Annotated in this window: 14 protein-coding genes, 1 tRNA gene and 1 other annotated feature; of the genes, 5 read left to right on the forward strand and 10 right to left on the reverse strand. The window is 66.0% G+C overall.

From position 1 onward, the window contains the following. Nucleotides 1–695: 695 nt before the first annotated feature. Both rnk and BLTE_RS08360 read right to left on the reverse strand, forming a co-directional pair. On the reverse strand, nucleotides 696–1,121 hold the full coding sequence (gene rnk, locus BLTE_RS08355) for a nucleoside diphosphate kinase regulator (protein WP_425290289.1): 426 nt from the start codon (nucleotides 1,119–1,121) through the stop codon (nucleotides 696–698). 32 nt (nucleotides 1,122–1,153) lie between these two features. Further along, nucleotides 1,154–1,357, reverse strand: a complete 204-nt coding sequence (locus BLTE_RS08360; protein WP_126399284.1) for a hypothetical protein — start codon at nucleotides 1,355–1,357, stop codon at nucleotides 1,154–1,156. Nucleotides 1,358–2,003: 646 nt separating this feature from the next. Further along, nucleotides 2,004–2,117: a sequence feature (AL1L pseudoknot), on the forward strand. 107 nt (nucleotides 2,118–2,224) lie between these two features. On the opposite strand from BLTE_RS08360, the gene BLTE_RS08365 reads away from it, so the two are divergent. The 5 genes from BLTE_RS08365 (at nucleotide 2,225) to BLTE_RS08385 (ending at nucleotide 7,261) form a co-directional block, all read left to right on the forward strand. Continuing rightward, on the forward strand, nucleotides 2,225–3,091 hold the full coding sequence (locus BLTE_RS08365; protein ID WP_244600163.1) for a MetQ/NlpA family ABC transporter substrate-binding protein: 867 nt from the start codon (nucleotides 2,225–2,227) through the stop codon (nucleotides 3,089–3,091). Next, entirely contained in the window at nucleotides 3,091–4,182 is a 1,092-nt protein-coding gene (locus BLTE_RS08370) for a methionine ABC transporter ATP-binding protein (protein ID WP_126399286.1), read from the forward strand. The genes BLTE_RS08365 and BLTE_RS08370 overlap by 1 nt, the downstream gene beginning before the upstream one ends. Continuing rightward, a complete protein-coding gene (locus BLTE_RS08375; protein ID WP_126399288.1) occupies nucleotides 4,163–4,819 on the forward strand; it encodes a methionine ABC transporter permease in 657 nt (218 codons plus the stop codon). The genes BLTE_RS08370 and BLTE_RS08375 overlap by 20 nt, the downstream gene beginning before the upstream one ends. 109 nt (nucleotides 4,820–4,928) lie before the next feature. Next, nucleotides 4,929–6,593: a GMC family oxidoreductase gene (locus tag BLTE_RS08380; RefSeq protein WP_126399290.1), complete on the forward strand. Its 1,665-nt coding sequence runs from the start codon at nucleotides 4,929–4,931 to the stop codon at nucleotides 6,591–6,593. A gap of 2 nt (nucleotides 6,594–6,595) precedes the next feature. Further along, on the forward strand, nucleotides 6,596–7,261 hold the full coding sequence (locus BLTE_RS08385) for a DUF1847 domain-containing protein (protein WP_126399292.1): 666 nt from the start codon (nucleotides 6,596–6,598) through the stop codon (nucleotides 7,259–7,261). A gap of 188 nt (nucleotides 7,262–7,449) precedes the next feature. Here the strand turns inward: BLTE_RS08385 and BLTE_RS08390 are convergent, their stop codons facing one another. The 8 genes from BLTE_RS08390 to BLTE_RS08425 form a co-directional block, all read right to left on the reverse strand. Beyond that, nucleotides 7,450–8,427, reverse strand: coding sequence for a Bug family tripartite tricarboxylate transporter substrate binding protein (locus tag BLTE_RS08390; protein WP_126399294.1), 978 nt, complete (start codon nucleotides 8,425–8,427; stop codon nucleotides 7,450–7,452). Nucleotides 8,428–8,454: 27 nt separating this feature from the next. Next, entirely contained in the window at nucleotides 8,455–9,192 is a 738-nt protein-coding gene (locus BLTE_RS08395; RefSeq protein ID WP_126399296.1) for an enoyl-CoA hydratase/isomerase family protein, read from the reverse strand. Nucleotides 9,193–9,210: 18 nt separating this feature from the next. After that, the gene (locus BLTE_RS08400) at nucleotides 9,211–10,641 is read right to left on the reverse strand and encodes a phenylacetate--CoA ligase family protein (protein WP_126399298.1); all 1,431 of its coding nucleotides are present in this window, start codon (nucleotides 10,639–10,641) and stop codon (nucleotides 9,211–9,213) included. Next, nucleotides 10,631–12,133: a tripartite tricarboxylate transporter permease gene (locus tag BLTE_RS08405; protein ID WP_126399300.1), complete on the reverse strand. Its 1,503-nt coding sequence runs from the start codon at nucleotides 12,131–12,133 to the stop codon at nucleotides 10,631–10,633. Before BLTE_RS08405 ends, BLTE_RS08400 begins: the two co-directional genes overlap by 11 nt. Beyond that, nucleotides 12,133–12,642, reverse strand: a complete 510-nt coding sequence (locus BLTE_RS08410; protein ID WP_160140560.1) for a tripartite tricarboxylate transporter TctB family protein — start codon at nucleotides 12,640–12,642, stop codon at nucleotides 12,133–12,135. Before BLTE_RS08410 ends, BLTE_RS08405 begins: the two co-directional genes overlap by 1 nt. Nucleotides 12,643–12,879: 237 nt before the next feature. Beyond that, complete coding sequence (locus tag BLTE_RS08415; protein ID WP_126399304.1) at nucleotides 12,880–14,085, reverse strand: trans-sulfuration enzyme family protein; 1,206 nt, start codon at nucleotides 14,083–14,085, stop codon at nucleotides 12,880–12,882. A 435-nt stretch (nucleotides 14,086–14,520) separates the two neighbouring features. After that, nucleotides 14,521–14,596 (reverse strand) — tRNA-Lys (locus BLTE_RS08420). A 223-nt stretch (nucleotides 14,597–14,819) separates the two neighbouring features. Then, a complete protein-coding gene (locus BLTE_RS08425; RefSeq protein WP_174769565.1) occupies nucleotides 14,820–16,364 on the reverse strand; it encodes a carboxyl transferase domain-containing protein in 1,545 nt (514 codons plus the stop codon). Between the last annotated feature and the right edge of the window lie 95 nt (nucleotides 16,365–16,459).

Raw genomic sequence — 16,459 nt, forward strand, 5'->3', positions numbered from 1 at the left:
TCGACGTCCGGACCGCGGCGTATCGGCTTCACCGAATGGAAATCGTAGGATCGGCCCACCAGCCAGGGCGGCCGACCAGCAAACACCTAGAACACTGCCGTTTAATTTTAGGTTTCGGTAGGGCTTCCCTGAAGAAAATTCAACTGAGGCGGCGAATTGGCGTCCGGCGAAGCCAGGCTGACGCGGCGGGCAGTTTCGTCAGGCTCGGTACAATCCTTTCCAACGACACGTTGTATCTTCGCCCGCCCACAGGAATGTTGGACCGTTCTCCGCAAGAGCGGGAGCCGGTTTTGCGACAGAGAATGTGACGACATTTGCCAACAGCCCGAACGCTGACGCATGGGGCCGCTGGTCCAGTCGGAACCCTGGAAACGGTCGCGCCGTAAGCTCCAAGCCCGCAAGAGTTCCTCGCGGGCGGGATCTCCGGCGATCGGACTGCGGCTCGAAGGCTCGATCAGCCGGAGACCGAATGAAACGCACAGCCCCGGCGACCGGTGTGCGCTGGGACCTGCCGGTGCGTGAACCGCCGCTGCCAGCGGCGCCGGGATGTCATGTCCCCGTCAGACAGCCGGGGCGGCGTCAGATGCATCGCCGCGCTCACGCGAGGGGTGTCTTCCATTCGATCCTCCACGCTGGAGACACCCTGCTGTCGCGTGCACAATGACTGACCTTGCCGGGCCTGCGGATGGCGCAACTCAGAGGGTCTGAGGCGCGCGGACCGCGATGACGGTCAGCCACCGAAGCTCCCCCGCCCGCGTTCTCCAGGTGATCGAGTCCCCGGCACGAACGCCAATCAAGGCGATGCCGATCGGCGTCAGAACGGAGATCTTTCCCAGCGCAATATCCGCCTCGCCCGGGTAGACGAGCGTCACCGTCTGAACCTTGCCTGTCGTGCCGTCGCGAAACTCGACGTCGCTGCCCATGCACACCGTCTGCTCCGGGCGTCCATCAGCGACAACATGAGCGCGCTCAAGCTCATCGAGCAAAACCGACGCAAGATCCGGCAACCGGTCCACGGCCGCCTGGGCGAGCTTCGAGAGCTGCTCGAAATCCTGGGCCGTGAGGACGATGTGCGGGCTGAGTTCGCGGGTCAACGTGCCCGCCTCGCGGCGTGCTGACATGGCCATCTCCTTAATTCCTTCCAATCTGCCGCTCAGGCGGCGGTGGGGCCGGGATCGTCGTCATCGTCCCAGCTGCGTTGAGCCGCCGTCGTCGCGGGCGTTCGACACGCGCGATTTTCCGGCGGATGCGGCTCGCGCTCCGGCTGCTCGCCGCGGATGAGCCGAAGATTGGGCCTGCCACGCGGCCCGCATTCGCGGACCGGAACGCCGTTTTTGTCGTCGGGGCTTCCGTTCATGCCGCTCCTCCTCCGCCGGAGACGTTGCCCGGAGAGCGTTGGCCAAGCGCGCACCCGAGACGGTTGCCTCCGCCTGGCGCGAGCCGATTTGCGATGTATCTGGAAACGCCACCATGCCGTGCGAACGCCGCGCGGTCATGCTCGGCCACCAAGATGACTCGGGTTTCGTCAGCTTGGCGAAAGTCCCCGAGTTCGTGATGCGACGGCGCGCGCTGAACTCGGGGCTAATTGCCCGCGATCAGATTGCCTGCGTGACACAGGCCCCGGCGAAAGGTCGCATATCTCAGCATGGTTCGCACAGCCTAGGCATTCGCCGTTTAAAGTCAATGCGGCTCCGGCGCCTGAACCGACCCGGGTCTGCCGGAGGCGCCAACTCCTGAAAGGTGGAGCCTGCATGAGCAAGGCGAGCGGGCGGTGCGAATGGTGGTGCATCACGAGCGGGAGCATCCCTCGCGCTGGGCAGCGATCACCTCGATCGCGACCAAGATCGGCTGCACGGGTCAGACGCTCAACGAGCGTGTGATGTGGCCCGAGGTCGACGCCGACCGGCTGACTGCGCGCCGAGCGACATGGCCGCCCGGCTGCAGGCGCTTGAGCGGGAGAACCGGGAGCTTCGGCAGGCCAACGAGATCCTGCGCAACGCGTCGACGCATTTTGCGATGGCGGAGCTCGACCGCCGGTCAAAGGCACGATCGCGTTCGTCGGCGATCACCGAGAGATCCACGGGGTCGAGCCGCGCAGACATTTTACAATGGCGCCGTTGCGCAGGCCAACGTTCCAAATCGAGATCGAAAATAAGAAGCCGCTTCGCCTTGTGGCCACGTAGCCTTGGCTGCAATTCTCATAGCCAGACCCCACCGTTTCCCAATGCCCGCTCCGCTGGGAAACGCAGTTCCAATTGCGGACAAGGATCACACGATGAAGGCATTTAAGACGTTCAAGGGCATGATTGCGCTGATATCAGCGCTCGGCATGCTTGCTTCTCCCGCGCTCGCGGAGTCGCGGTCCGGTCCGTTGCGCGTCGGCACCAACGCCGCGTTTGCCCCGCCGCTCGAAGCTGCGGTCGAAGTCGCGAAGACCAAGGGCCTCGAGGTGACGCTTATCGAATTCACCGACCCAGTGACGCCGAACACCTCGCTGGCCAATGGCGAAATCGACGTCAATTATTTTCAGCATGCGCCCTTCCTCGACGTCGTGAAGAAGGCGCGCGGCTTCGATCTCGAACCGGCCGCGGTCGGCATCGCCAACCGCACCGGACTGTTCTCCAAGAAGTACAAGAGCCTCGACGAGATTCCCGTCGGCGCCCGCGTGGCATTGGCGGGCGATCCCATCAATTTCGGCCGCGGGTTGGAGCTGCTGGAGACCGCCGGCCTGATCAAACTCAGGCCCGATCACGGCCCACAGGTCAACATCGACGCCGTGATCGACAACCCCAAGCAGCTCAAGTTCCTGGAAATCGATTTCCATCAGCTGCCGCTGTCGTTGAACGAGGTCGACCTCGCCCACGGCTACACCCACTTCCTGAAGGCGTCCGGCGTCATCGATCCGCACGCGGCGCTGTTCTGGGAGCCGATCAACCCGCGCTACGGCGTCCGCTTCGTCATCCAGCCGAAGAGCAAGGACGATCCGCGTATCGCCCAGTTCGTCAAGATCTACCAGTCCGCGCCCGAGGTCCGCGCCGTCCTCGATCGGCAGTATGACGATCTCTATGTTCGCCTTTGGGAAACGGAGTGATGGACGCTCTGACCTTCGGTGTCAGGCCCGGCGAGCCGGGCATTCTCGAAGACTCGCACATCGTCGTCGAAGGCCTGACCAAGCGCTATCCCGCAGCCCCGGAACCCGCACTGATCGATGTCAGCCTCGCAGTCCGGCGGGGCGAGATATTCGGGGTAATCGGACGCAGCGGCGCCGGAAAGTCGACGCTGATCCGAACTCTCAATCGGCTGGAGAACCCGACCACTGGTCGGGTTGTGATCGACGGCGAGGACATCGGCACGCTCGACGCTGCGCGACTGATCGGGCTGCGTCGCCGTGTCGGCATGATCTTCCAGCATTTCAATCTGCTGTCGGCGAAGACGGTGTGGCAGAATGTGGCGCTGCCGCTCAAGGTGGCCGGCATCGAGCGCCGCGAGATCGACCGGCGCGTTGGCGAACTGCTCGACATGGTCGGGCTCGCCGAGAAGCGCGACGTCTATCCCGCGCGCCTGTCCGGCGGCCAAAAGCAGCGCGTCGGCATAGCTCGCGCCTTGGTGCATCGGCCGGAGGTTCTGCTGTGCGACGAGGCAACCTCGGCGCTCGACCCGGAAAGCACGCAGGCCATCCTTGGATTGTTGCAGGACATCAACCGCCGGCTGGGCCTGACCATCGTGCTGATCACCCACGAGATGGAGGTGATCCGCGAAATCTGCCATCGCGTGGTGGTTCTCGAAAGCGGTCGCGTCGTCGAACAGGGCGATGTCTGGAAGGTGTTCGGCGACCCGCAACACGAGGTGACACAGACCCTGCTCGGCACCGTGCAGCGTTCCATTCCGCCGGAGCTGCTCGAGCGGCTTGCGCCGCAACCGACCAACCCGGCGGATTCGCTGCTGCTCGACCTCCACTTCACCGGCTCGGAGGGGCGCGCCCCCGACATTGGACTGATCGCACAGGCGCTCGGCACGCGGACACAGCTCCTCTATGGCGGCATTGACCGCATCCAGGGCCGTGCGCAAGGGCATCTGATCGTTTCGGTCGACGCCCCCGACGCGCGCGAGGATATCGTGCGGCGCGCCCACCTGCTCGCCGACAAGGTAAGGGAGCTTGGCTTTGTCGCCGCTGGTCATTGACCGCCTGATCGCCGGCATCTTCGACACGCTGATGATGATCGGCGCTTCGGGGCTGATCACGCTTGCGCTCGGCCTGCCGCTGGCGCTGTTGCTGGTTGCCACCGGCAAGGATGGCATCTTCGAGCAGCGCATCGTCAACTCTGCGGTCGGAAGCGTGGTCAATGTCATCCGCTCGGTGCCGTTCCTGATTCTGATGGTGGCGCTGATTCCGTTCACGCGCCTTCTCGTCGGCACCAGCTATGGCGTGCTTGGGGCCATCGTGCCGCTGACCGTCGCCTCCGTACCATTCTTCGCCCGCATTGCCGAGGTCAGCCTGCGCGAGGTCGATCGCGGGTTGATCGAGGCGGCGCAGTCGATGGGCTGCAATCGCTGGCACATTTTTTGGCATGTGCTGCTGCCGGAGGCGCGGCCGGGCATCATCGGCGGCTTCACCATCACCATTGTCAGCATGATCAACGCGTCCGCAGTAGCGGGCGCCATCGGCGCCGGCGGCCTCGGCGATCTCGCCTATCGCTACGGCTATCAGCGCTTCGATACGCAGGTGATGCTGACCGTAATCGTGTTGCTGGTGATCCTGGTCACGATGATTCAGCTCACCGGCGACCGTCTCGCCTTCATGCTGAACAAGAAGGCGTGACGACGACGATCCGCTTTCGTGAAGCAACGTTCGAAACGTCGGCGCGGGACGGCAGCGCCGCGGCCAACGCGATTGGCTGACCCAAATTTCTGGGAACTGGGGATCGAGGATGAGCAGTCCCATTCCGGACGCGGATTTCATCATCGTGGGTGGTGGCTCGGCCGGCTGCGTGCTGGCCGACCGCTTGAGCGCCGACGGCCGCCACCGCGTGGTGCTGGTGGAAGCCGGTGGCGCAGGCCGCCATCCCTCGTTCCACATTCCGGTCGGCTATGTCTGGAACCGCACCCATCCGCGCGGCAATTGGCTCTATCGCACCGAGCCGGAACCGGGCACCAACAACCGCGAGCTGACCTATCCGCGCGGCAAGGTGCTGGGCGGCTGCTCGGCCATCAACGGCCTTCTCTACATCCGCGGCCAAGCCGAGGACTATGATCATTGGCGCGATCTCGGCAATCCCGGCTGGGGCTGGGATGACCTCCTTCGCTGCTTCATTCGCGCCGAGGATCAGGCGCGCGGCGCGGACGCGTTCCACGGCGTCGGCGGGCCGCTCGCGGTCGGCGACCTCAGCGAGATCAATCCGATGTCGAAGGCGTTGGTCGAAGCCGCCGGGCAATGGGGGCTGGCGTTCAATGACGACTTCAACGGCGCACGCCAGGATGGCGTCGGCTATTTCCAGATGACGGTGCGCGGCGGGCGCCGCTACAGCACCGCTGTCGCCTATCTCAACCGCGCACGCCGGCGTCGCAACCTGCGCATCATCACCCGCGCGCACGTCACCGGCCTCGTGTGGCAGGGCCGGCGGGTGGTGGGCGTTCGCTATCTCAAGAATGGCCGCGACGCCGAGCTGCGTGCCGCCCGCGAGGTGATCATCAGCGCCGGTGCGGTCGCCTCGCCGCAGATCCTGCAACTCTCGGGCATCGGACCGGGCGCGGCGCTCGCGACACACGGCATTCCGGTGGCCGCGGACCTGCCCGGCGTCGGCGCCAATCTGCAGGATCATTTCATCGTCGACCTGAAATACCGCGTGCGGAATGCCGTCACCGTCAACGAGCAGACGCGCGGTCTGCGCCTCGTCAGTGAGGTGGCGAAATATCTGCTGCAGCGCAAGGGACTGCTGACCCTCAGCGCGGCGCAGGTGTCGCTGTTCGTGGCCAGCGGCGAGGATGGCCCCCGACCCGACATCCAATATCACTACATGCCGGCGACGCTCGACACCCACACCAACGCGCTGGAGCACAGCCCCGGCGTTACGCTGGGTCCTTGCCAATTGCGGCCGGAAAGTCGCGGCACCATCGCCCTCGCCTCGCCCGATCCGCTGCATCCGCCGGCGATCCGGCCGAATTACCTCGCCACCGAGCGCGACCGCCGCATTGTGGTGCGCGCACTCGAAATCGGACGCGCCATCGCCACCCAGCCAGCTTTGGCGAAATATGTCGTCGCGGAGCTTGCCCCGGGCCCCGACGCTGTGACCAGCGACGACCTCCTCGCCTACGCCCGCGCCGCCGGCCGCACGCTCTATCATCCCGTGGGCACCTGCCGGATGGGATCCGGCGCCGACGCGGTGGTGGATGCGCGGCTGCGCGTTCATGGCGTCGGCGGCCTCCGAGTGGTCGACGCATCGATCATGCCGACGCTGGTGTCCGGCAACACCAATGCGCCCGTGATCGCCATTGCCGAGCGTGCCGCCGATCTCATCCTTGCCGACGCGGCCGCGACCCGTACCGCCGCCGCGCCCTCTCCCGGTTCGAAACCTGCAACCTCCGGATATGCGTAGCCATGGCCAAGCCGAAACCCGACGTCGTCACCTGCTCCGAGTGCGGGCAATTCAACTGCTACCGTCACGACACGCGCTATCCGGGCATCTGCGCGACGCAGGATCTCGCACCCGACGAACGTGCCGAACTGGTCGAGATCTATGGCGGCGACAGTCTCGACGCCGTGATCGCGCGGGCCGCCGCCGAGGTCGAAGCACACTACTACTGCCAGCTCAACCGCATCGAGGAGACGGTGGCGTTCGCCCGCCGCATCGGCGCCAAGCGCATCGGCATCGCCACCTGTGTCGGCCTGATCGACGAGACCAAGATCCTTGTCGACATCCTGCGCCTCGCCGGTTTCGAGACCCGCACCGCGCTGTGCAAGGTCGGCTCGATCGACAAGACCGAGATCGGCATTCCGGAGAACCTCAAGATCAAGTGCGGCCACGAGGCGTGCTGCAACCCGATCCTGCAGGCGCGGCTGCTCAATCGTGAGAACACCCAGCTCAACGTCATCATGGGGCTGTGCGTCGGCCACGACTCGCTGTTCATCCGCCACGCCGAGGCGCCGGTGACCACGCTGGTTGTGAAGGACCGGGTGCTGAGCCACAACCCGGTGGCAGCGTTCCACACCGTCAAGACCTACACCGGCCGCATGCTCGACAAGAAGCGGCTGCGGGAGCTTTGACACGAAGGGCCGCGCGACCCTGCCGGATCGCGCGGCCCTTTTCGTCCGACAGATGTCATATGGTTCCCGGCCGATCAGGCCGAAGAAGCACATTCCAGGCGCCGAAAAATCCCTCCCTGCTTGAGGATTTTTCGGCGATGTCGTTTCCGCGATCCCGAAGGGATCATCCGGAAACCGTATCGATTGCGTCAATCCAACTTGGCGCCGGACGCCTGCACCACCTTGCCCCACCGCTCATAATCCTCGCCGATGACGCGAGCAAACTCCGCTTGCGTCGAGGCGATCGCGTCAAGCCCCTGCGCGGCGAGGCGCTCGCGCACCGCCGGCAGCGCCGCGATGTCGGCGATCTCACGGCTGAGGCGATCGACGATGTCCTTCGGTGTCGCCGCCGGAACCACCAATCCGAACCAGGATGCCACCACGAAATCGGGCACCCCGGCTTCGCGCGCGGTCGGCACGTCCGGCAGCAGCGGAGAGCGCGCCGCGCTGGTGATGGCGAGCCCCTTGACCTTGCCGGCCTTCACCTGCGGCGCCAGCACCGTGAGCGTATCAAAGGCAAGATCGACCTGTCCGCCGAGCAGCGCCTGCACCGCCGGCGCGCTGCCCTTGAACGGCACGTGCAACAGGTCGGTGCCGGTGAGGCTCTTGAACAGTTCGCCGCTCAAATGGCACAGCGTGCCGTTACCGCACGACGAATAGGTGAGCTTGCCGGGTTCCGCCTTCACTTTCGCGATCAATTCCTGCAGCGTCGCGACCGGTGTTTCGGCGCTGGCGCCCACCACATAGGGCACCGAGGCCAACAGCGACACCGGTGCGAAATCCTTGACCGGATCATAGGGAATCGCCGGGTTGAGGTGCGGCAGAATCGTGAGCTGGCCGGCCGGCGCCAGCGACAGCGTGTAGCCGTCCGGCGCCGCCTTCGCGGCGGCCTCGGCGGCGATCGCGGTGCCGGCACCGGGCTTGTTCTCCACCACCACCGGCTGCTTCAGCGCTTCGCTGAGCTTCTCGGCATAGATGCGGCCGACCGTGTCGGCGGCACCGCCGGGCGGAAAGGGCACAAGCAGCCGTAGCGGCTTCGACGGCCACGTATCGGCAACAGCGAACGACGCCTGCCCGAACATAAGACCAGCGGCAGCGAACAGAACGAGACGGCGCGGCACGCGCATGCGAAATCTCCGAACGGTTGAAAGACGTCAGCGCCCGGCGAACACCGGCGAACGCTTCTCCAGAAAGGCCTTGATGCCTTCGTGATAATCCTCGGCGGTGTTGACCGCTTCCACCGTGGCGCGGGCGATGGCGGCGGCTTCCGACGGCCCCTTCGGCAGCACATCGCCGACGAAGCGCTTCAGCATGGTCAGCACCAGCGGCGCATTGGCGGCGATCTGAACCGCGAAGTCGCGCGCGGCCGCGCGCTGCTCGCCGACCGGCACCACCTTGTTGACCAGCCCGATCTCATAGGCACGGCGAGCGTCGATCGAGCCGCCGAGCAGCAGAAGCTCCATCGCCAGCTTGTGGGGAATGCGCGCGGCGAGCGAGGAGATCAGGCCGCCGCTATAGCCGACCTTGGCTTCGGGATAGGAGAATACGGTGTTGTCGGCGGCAACGGCAAGGTCGGCGAACTGCACCAGTACCAGGCCGCCGCCGATGACGATGCCCGCTGTCGCCGCAATCACCGGCTTGTCGACCTTGACGCCGACGCCGGGCACGGCGCGCCAGAAGTCGTGCGGAATGTCCCTCAGGTTTGCGCCGGCGGTGAACGCCTTGTCGCCGGTGGCGGTGAGGATCGCCACCTTGTCGTCGGAGGCGTTGAAGCGGCGCCACGCCGCGTTCAGCCCCTCGACCACGGAATGGTCGATGACGTTGTGCTTGTCAGGACGGTTGATGGCAATCTCGGCAATTCCACCGCGGGAGTCGTAGGTGACACTCGACATAAACAGATCCAATGATTGTCAATGTGCCGCGGGCGTCTCGCCCGCGATCTCGATCAGCTTGGTCTTCTTGCCGCTGCGCGGCAGGCTGCCGAACGGCAGGATGGTGACTTCGGGCCGGAAGGTGAGCAGCTCGCGAATGCGCTGCTCGATGGCGCGGGCCAGCGCCGGCCAGTCGTCGCTGGCAAGATCGGCCGCCGCCTCCACCGCCAGCCTCAGCGGCGGCTCGACCTTCGGCGGCGGCGCGTCGAGGCGGATGCGCATCTCGCCGGAGATGCGCGGCTGGAATTGCAGCACCACGCTCTGGATCGCCGCCGGATAGACCTTGACGCCCTTGATCGCCAGCATGTCGTCGACGCGGCCGACCACCTCCATGCGGGTGCCGAACACGCCGCAACCGGGGCAGTGGCCGACATGGATTTTCAGGATGTCGCCGGTGGCATAGCGGAACGCCGGCGCCGCCTCGTACTCAAGGCCGGTGTGCAGCGCCTCGCCGACCGCGCCGTCGGTGAGCTCGATCGGCGCCTTGGTCACCGGGTCGACAAGATCATAACGAAAGCATGTGTCGTCGGTGAGATAATGCATGCCGTGATAGTCGGCGCCGGCGCACGACAGCGCGGCGTTGTGCCAAGCACCGCCCATGCAGTCGAACACCTCGGCGCCGAACGCCTCGCGCACCTTGGCGCGAAACGCCGGCAGGCCGGCGCCGGGCTCGCCCGCACACAGGATGCGCCGGATGCCGAGGTCGCCGACCGGCCGGCCGATCTCCCCCGGCGCGCGCTCGATGAGCTGGTTGACCATCGACGGCGTGGCGAAGAGCGCGGTCGGTCGGGTGAACTCAATGTAGCGCAGGATCTTCGGCACGCCCGCTTCCGCCCCCAGCGCCACCGGACGCGCGCCATAGTGCTCCAGCGCCTGCACCCAGGTGACGCCGGCCAGCCACAGCGACAGGCCGAAGGCGTGGAAGGTGGTGTCGCCGGGGCGGATGCCCGCCTGCGCAAACAGGCGGCCAAGCACCCGATGCGAGGTGTCGAGGTCGCGCCGGCTGAACACGTAGAAGGTCGGCCGGCCGGTGGTGCCGGAGGTGGCGGCAAGGTGGATCGCCTGCTCGACCGGCACCGTCAGGTGCAGGCCGAACGGGTGATTGTAGCGCTCAAGCGACTCCTCCTGCGACTGGCGGTGGCTTGCCTTGTCCATGAACGCCGGCAGGCGGCGGAAGTCGTCGAGAGTGCGGATGTCGTCCGGCGAGGACAGACCGGCGGCGAGGAAGCGCGGCCGGAAATAATCCTCGTTGCGCCAGAGGTAGCGGATCTGCCGCTTCAGCTTCTCCAGCCGATGCACGCCGAGCGCGGCCTGGTATTCCGCGGGATCGCGCGTCGTGATGCCGAGCGGATTGTGGGGGTTGGGATGCGCAAGACCCGCGCCGGGCGAGGACAGCTCGTCAATCTTCATGGAACGCAATCTCCCGCGTCTGTCGCACGGCGGGCAGCACCAGCATCACCACCAGGGCAAGCGCGGCGAGCAACAGAGCAAGGCTCAAGGGACGGGTGAGGAAGACGGTGGGATCGCCGCGCGACAGCAGCAGGGCGCGGCGCAAATTCTCTTCCATCAGGGGGCCGAGCACGAAGCCGAGCAAGAGCGGCGCCGGCTCGCACCTCAGCTTGATGAAGACGTAGCCAAGGACGCCGAAGCCGGCGGCGAACATCACTTCGGTCGCGCTCTGGTTCACGCTGTAGACGCCGATGCAGCAGAACACCAGGATCGCCGGGTAGAGCAAATGGTAGGGCACGCGGAGCAGCCGGATCCAGATGCCGATCAAGGGCAGATTGAGCAGCACCAGCATCAGATTGCCGATCCACATGCTGGCGATCAGCCCCCAGAACAGATCGGGCTTGTCGGTCATCACCTGCGGGCCCGGCACGATGCCGTGGATCATCATGGCGCCAACCATCAGCGCCATCACCGCGTTGGGCGGAATGCCGAGAGTCAGCAGTGGAATGAACGAAGTCTGGGCGCCTGCGTTGTTGGCAGCCTCCGGTGCCGCCACGCCCTCGATGGCACCACGGCCGAAACGCGACGGATCATCGGCCAGCCTCTTCTCCAGCGTATAGGCTGCGAACGCGCTCAGCACCGCGCCGCCGCCGGGCAGGACACCGAGCACCGAGCCGAGAAAGGTTCCGCGCAGCGTCGGCTTCCAGGAAGCACGGAAATCCTCGCGCTTCGGCCAGATTCCGCTCACGGCCGCGGCGTAGACATCACGCTGGGCACCCTTTTCGATGTTGTGGATGATCTCGCCGATGCCGAACAGGCCCATCGACACCACGACGAAGCCGAAGCCGTCCGCCAGTTCCGGAATCCCGAAGCTGAAGCGCACGGCACCGGAATTCACGTCGGTGCCGACGAGTCCGACCACGAGGCCAAGCACCGTCATCGCGATGGCCTTGGCGAGCGAGCCTGATGCCAACACCACCGCGGCGACGAGGCCGAGCACCATCAGCGAGAAATATTCGGCTGGGCCGAACTTCAGCGCCACCGCCGCCAGTGGTGCAGCAAGCGCCGCGATCAGCAGCGTCGACACCGTGCCGGCGAAGAACGAGCCCAGCGCGACGATGCCGAGCGCGGCACCGGCACGGCCCTGCCGCGCCATGGCGTGGCCGTCGAGGCAGGTCACCACGGACGAGGACTCGCCCGGCAGATTGACCAGGATGGCGGATGTCGAGCCGCCATACTGCGCACCGTAATAGATGCCTGCCAACATGATCAGCGCCGACAGCGGCTCCTGGCCGTAGGTTGCCGGCAGCAGCATGGCGATGGTCGCCACCGGCCCGATGCCGGGCAATACGCCCACCAGCGTGCCGAGCGTGACGCCGATCAGGCAATAGAGGAGATTGGTCAGGGTGAGCGCGGCCTCGAACCCCTGACCGAGTTGACCGAACAGTTCCATCAGAGCAGCGCGAGCTGAGGCGGCATCACGTCGAACGGCAGCTGCAGGCCATAGGCAAACACTGCGACCGAACCGGCCGCCAGCAGCACGCCCAGCAGCAGCGCCGTGCCCCACTGGACCGTGCGCCGCGCAAGACTGCTCACGAGCACAACGCCGATGACGCCCGCCGCAAGGCCGAGATGGCTTATGATCAGCGCAAACAGGATCACACTTGCGGACACCGCGATCGTCGGGCGCAGCCACGCGCCATCTCCTGGCTCGACGTCGGGTTCGGCCGCGTCGCGGTCGGCATTCACGGCGATGAGCACTCCGAGGCCGGTCAGAATCAAGCCGAGAAGCAGGGGGAAATAGCCCGGCCCCATGCGCATCGTCGTGCCGAGTGGAAGCATCGAGGCTGCAACGGCAACGACACCACCGGTCAGCACGAAGAAGGCGCCCGCGACATGGTCACGCCGGAGAGCGATCCGCGATGCCGCTGACGTCTGCTCGCGGAATGAAACAAGAGACATTTTCGCACACTCTTTCGGAAGGTGGCGCATGGCCACACGTTCTGAACCGATGAAAGAGGGTCGCCGAAAACAGTCGAGGTCGCAATGGATGCGCATTGCCTATTGGCGTGCGTTCGTAGCGCATCAACCTCCACAGCATGCCGGGGCGGAAAGAAAATTCCTGTCACTGTCGCGGCGTCATTGCAGCTGACCGCGCGACGTGATGTCCCTCGCCGCCCCTTCTCTGCCCACCCCGTTTCAGGTCACTTGCGCCAGCGCAAAATCGAGGTCGTCGAGAATGTCGTCGGTGGTCTCAAGACCGACCGACAGGCGGATCAATCCTTCCGAAATGCCGTGCGCGGCACGTTCCTCCGGCGAATAGGCAGCGTGAGTCATGCTGGCCGGATGTTGCACCAGTGTTTCGGTATCGCCGAGGCTCACGCCGCGTTGCGCCAGCCTCAGTGCGTTCATCAGCGCCCGCCCGGCGTCGAGGCCGCCCTTGAGTTCGAACGCGACGAGTCCGCTGCCGGCTGCCATCTGCCGGCTCACAACATCCGCCTGCGGGAACGATGGCAGGCGGGGATAGTGCACCACATCGACGGCCGAATGCGCTGCCAGCATCTCGGCCACCGCCAACGCCGAGCGTGAGTGCTGCGCCATGCGCAGCTCCAGCGTCTTGAGCCCGCGCAGCACCAGGAAAGCCGACAGCGGCGCCAGCGTGGCGCCGGTGAGATAGCGCAGACCGTGCTGGCGGACGCGCTTGATCGTCTCGTCCGGCCCGACGACGATGCCGGCGAGCAGATCGCCATGGCCACCGAGATACTTGGTCGCCGAGTGCACCACGAGGTCGGCGCCGTGCCTGAGCGGGCGCTGCAGCGCCGGTGTCGCAAACGTGTTGTCGACGAGGGTCAGCGCGCCGGCGCGTCGGGCGATCGCCGAAATGGCCGCGATGTCGATCACCCGAAGATTGGGATTGGCGGGGGTCTCGAAATAAACGAGCCGCGTTTTCCCGGCCCGCACCGCCGCCGCCACGCTGTCGGGGTTGGTGAAGTCGGCGACCGTGACCTCGACGCCGAAGCGGCTGAGGCCGGCGGTGAACAGCTTGTAGGAATTGCCGTAGAGCACCTTTTCGATGACGACGTGGTCGCCGGCATTCAGAAGCGTCCACAACGTCGCCGAAATCGCAGCCATGCCGGAGGCGACCGCCAACGCCGCCTCGCCGCCTTCGAGGTCGGCAAGCCGCGTTTCGAGAATGCTCTGGGTGGGATTCTTGGTGCGGCCATACGCATAGCCATCGCGCAGGCCGGCGAACACCTCCGCGCCGTGCTCGGCGGTCTCGAACACATAGGTCGACGACAGATGGATCGGCGGCGTCAGCGCGCCGTCCGCGTCAGCCGGATCGTAGCCCGAATGAATGGCACGTGTAGCGAACCCCTGTTCCGCGTTGCGCGGCGATCTTGCCATGATGAACGAACCCTTCGAAAGCGCGTCAACGGTTTGGCGCGAGGCAGCGCAGTCTAGGCATTCGGGTCAACAAGGCTATCCCGGCGATGCTGCGAGATTGCGCCCAAGTTGCGGCCGCACGGTAACCGCGGAAGCATTCGACGACCGGGGAGAACATTTTGCCGGTGATGATCCATCATGCGAACAATGCATTCCCCGCAGCCTGGAAAGAATGGCATGTGCATTCGTGGACCCTTCCGGGCGGGCAACGATCCTCTGCCGCATGCAGGAGCGCGCGCGCTGGCACGGCGCAGCGAATGGGAAGACGCGGAGTTTCGGAGATCAGCACGCGCGCGCCGTGCCATCTGATTTTGCGCGCGACAGGATTTGTCGGAATGAACGGGTGACGGCGTGTCGGAATGACACGCTCAACCCGCCCAAGTGCTTTGATTTATTTGGTGGGCGCACAAGGACTCGAACCTTGGACCCGCTGATTAAGAGTCAGCTGCTCTACCAACTGAGCTATGCGCCCGCTGGGAAACGGCTCTCGTTTCCTGCGAATGACGCGTTGGTAACAGAGCGAAGGTGGGGTGTCCAGCCCGACGATGCGTCTTCCCCCAGCCGGTCAGGCACATTCATGGATTTTCCGAACGATCCCGCACCGGACCACAGGGGACCATTCCTCGAAACCGTTGACCGGCAAGGGATTTCTCGGCGGCTGAATGCCCGGCTCCGACCTTCGGTCCGGAGCCCCCTCACATCCTGAACACGCCGAACCGGGTCTCCGGCACCGGGGCGTTCAGGGCGGCGGAGAAGGCCAGCGCCAGCACGCGGCGGGTTTCGGTGGGGGCGATGATGCCGTCGTCCCACAGCCGCGCGGTGGCGAAATACGGGCTGCCCTCGGCCTCGTACTTGGCGCGAATCGGCGCCTTGAACGCCGCCTCCTCCTCGGCCGACCATTTGCCGCCCGACGCCTCGATATTGTCGCGCTTGACGGTGGCGAGCACGGTGGCCGCCTGCTCGCCGCCCATCACCGAGATGCGCGAGTTCGGCCAGGAGAACAGGAAGCGCGGGCTGTAGGCGCGGCCGCACATGCCGTAATTGCCGGCGCCGTGCGAGCCGCCGACGATCACCGTAATCTTCGGCACGCTCGCGCAGGCCACCGCCGTCACCATTTTGGCGCCGTCCTTGGCGATGCCGCCGGCCTCGTACTCGCGCCCCACCATGAAGCCGGTGATGTTCTGCAGGAACAAGAGCGGCACCCGGCGCTGGCTGCACAGTTCGACGAAGTGCGCCGCCTTCAGCGCGCTTTCCGAATAGAGGATGCCGTTGTTGGCGACGATGCCGACCGGAATGCCGTGGATGTGGGCGAAGCCGGTGACCAGCGTGGTGCCGTAGAGCCGCTTGAACTCGTCGAACTCGGAGGCGTCGACGAGGCGCGCGATCACCTCGCGAATGTCGTATTGGCGGCGGGTGTCGGCCGGGACGATGCCGTCAAGCTCGGCCTCGTCATAGGCGGGCGGGCGAGGCTCGCGCAGCGCGATGTCGATCGCTTTCCGGGTGTTGAGATTGCCGACGATGCGCCGGCAGATGGCCAGCGCGTGGGTGTCGTCGGCGGCGTAATGGTCGGCGACGCCGGAGTGGCGGGCGTGGACGTCGGCGCCGCCGAGATCCTCGGCCGACACCACCTCGCCGGTCGCGGCCTTCACCAGCGGCGGGCCGCCGAGGAAGATGGTGCCCTGGCGGCGCACGATGACGGTCTCGTCCGACATCGCCGGCACATAGGCGCCGCCCGCCGTGCACGAGCCCATCACCACCGCGACCTGGGCGATGCCGGCGGCCGACAGATTGGCCTGGTTGAAGAAGATTCGGCCGAAATGCTCGCGGTCGGGGAACACCTCGGTCTGGTGCGGCAGGTTGGCGCCGCCGGAATCGACCAGGTACACGCAGGGCAGCCGGTTCTGCAGCGCGATCTCCTGGGCGCGCAGGTGCTTCTTGACGGTGAGCGGGTAGTAGCTGCCGCCCTTGATGGTGGCATCGTTGCAGACGATGACGCACTCGCGGCCCTCGATGCGGCCGATGCCGGTGATGACGCCCGCGCCGTGCACGTCGCCCTCATACATGCCGAAGGCGGCGAGCGGCGCGAGATCGAGAAACGGCGTGCCGGGGTCGATGAGGCGCATCACCCGCTCGCGGGGAAGCAGCTTGCCGCGGGCGACATGGCGCTCGCGCGTCTTGGCGTTGCCGCCCAGCGCCGCCTCGGCGCGACGGGCCTTCAGCTCCGCAACCAGCGCCGCCATGGCGGCACGATTTTCCGCAAACACCGGCGCACCGGTGTCGATGCTCGACGCAATGACCGCCACCAAGGCCTCCCCAGACGTCCGGCACTTTTGCG

This window comes from Blastochloris tepida (assembly GCF_003966715.1).
GTDB classification, from domain to species: domain Bacteria; phylum Pseudomonadota; class Alphaproteobacteria; order Rhizobiales; family Xanthobacteraceae; genus Blastochloris; species Blastochloris tepida.

Excerpts from the sequence above, each read along its gene's own strand:
- BLTE_RS08365 (WP_244600163.1), top strand. The coding sequence starts at position 2,225 with ATGCCCGCTCCGCTGGGAAACGCAGTTCCAATTGCGGACAAGGATCAC.
- BLTE_RS08415 (WP_126399304.1), bottom strand. The coding sequence starts at position 14,085 with ATGGCAAGATCGCCGCGCAACGCGGAACAGGGGTTCGCTACACGTGCC.
- BLTE_RS08410 (WP_160140560.1), bottom strand. The coding sequence starts at position 12,642 with ATGTCTCTTGTTTCATTCCGCGAGCAGACGTCAGCGGCATCGCGGATC.
- BLTE_RS08425 (WP_174769565.1), bottom strand. The coding sequence starts at position 16,364 with ATGGCGGCGCTGGTTGCGGAGCTGAAGGCCCGTCGCGCCGAGGCGGCG.
- BLTE_RS08380 (WP_126399290.1), top strand. The coding sequence starts at position 4,929 with ATGAGCAGTCCCATTCCGGACGCGGATTTCATCATCGTGGGTGGTGGC.
- BLTE_RS08405 (WP_126399300.1), bottom strand. The coding sequence starts at position 12,133 with ATGGAACTGTTCGGTCAACTCGGTCAGGGGTTCGAGGCCGCGCTCACC.
- BLTE_RS08385 (WP_126399292.1), top strand. The coding sequence starts at position 6,596 with ATGGCCAAGCCGAAACCCGACGTCGTCACCTGCTCCGAGTGCGGGCAA.
- BLTE_RS08370 (WP_126399286.1), top strand. The coding sequence starts at position 3,091 with ATGGACGCTCTGACCTTCGGTGTCAGGCCCGGCGAGCCGGGCATTCTC.
- BLTE_RS08400 (WP_126399298.1), bottom strand. The coding sequence starts at position 10,641 with ATGAAGATTGACGAGCTGTCCTCGCCCGGCGCGGGTCTTGCGCATCCC.
- BLTE_RS08390 (WP_126399294.1), bottom strand. The coding sequence starts at position 8,427 with ATGCGCGTGCCGCGCCGTCTCGTTCTGTTCGCTGCCGCTGGTCTTATG.
- rnk (WP_425290289.1), bottom strand. The coding sequence starts at position 1,121 with ATGTCAGCACGCCGCGAGGCGGGCACGTTGACCCGCGAACTCAGCCCG.
- BLTE_RS08360 (WP_126399284.1), bottom strand. The coding sequence starts at position 1,357 with ATGAACGGAAGCCCCGACGACAAAAACGGCGTTCCGGTCCGCGAATGC.
- BLTE_RS08395 (WP_126399296.1), bottom strand. The coding sequence starts at position 9,192 with ATGTCGAGTGTCACCTACGACTCCCGCGGTGGAATTGCCGAGATTGCC.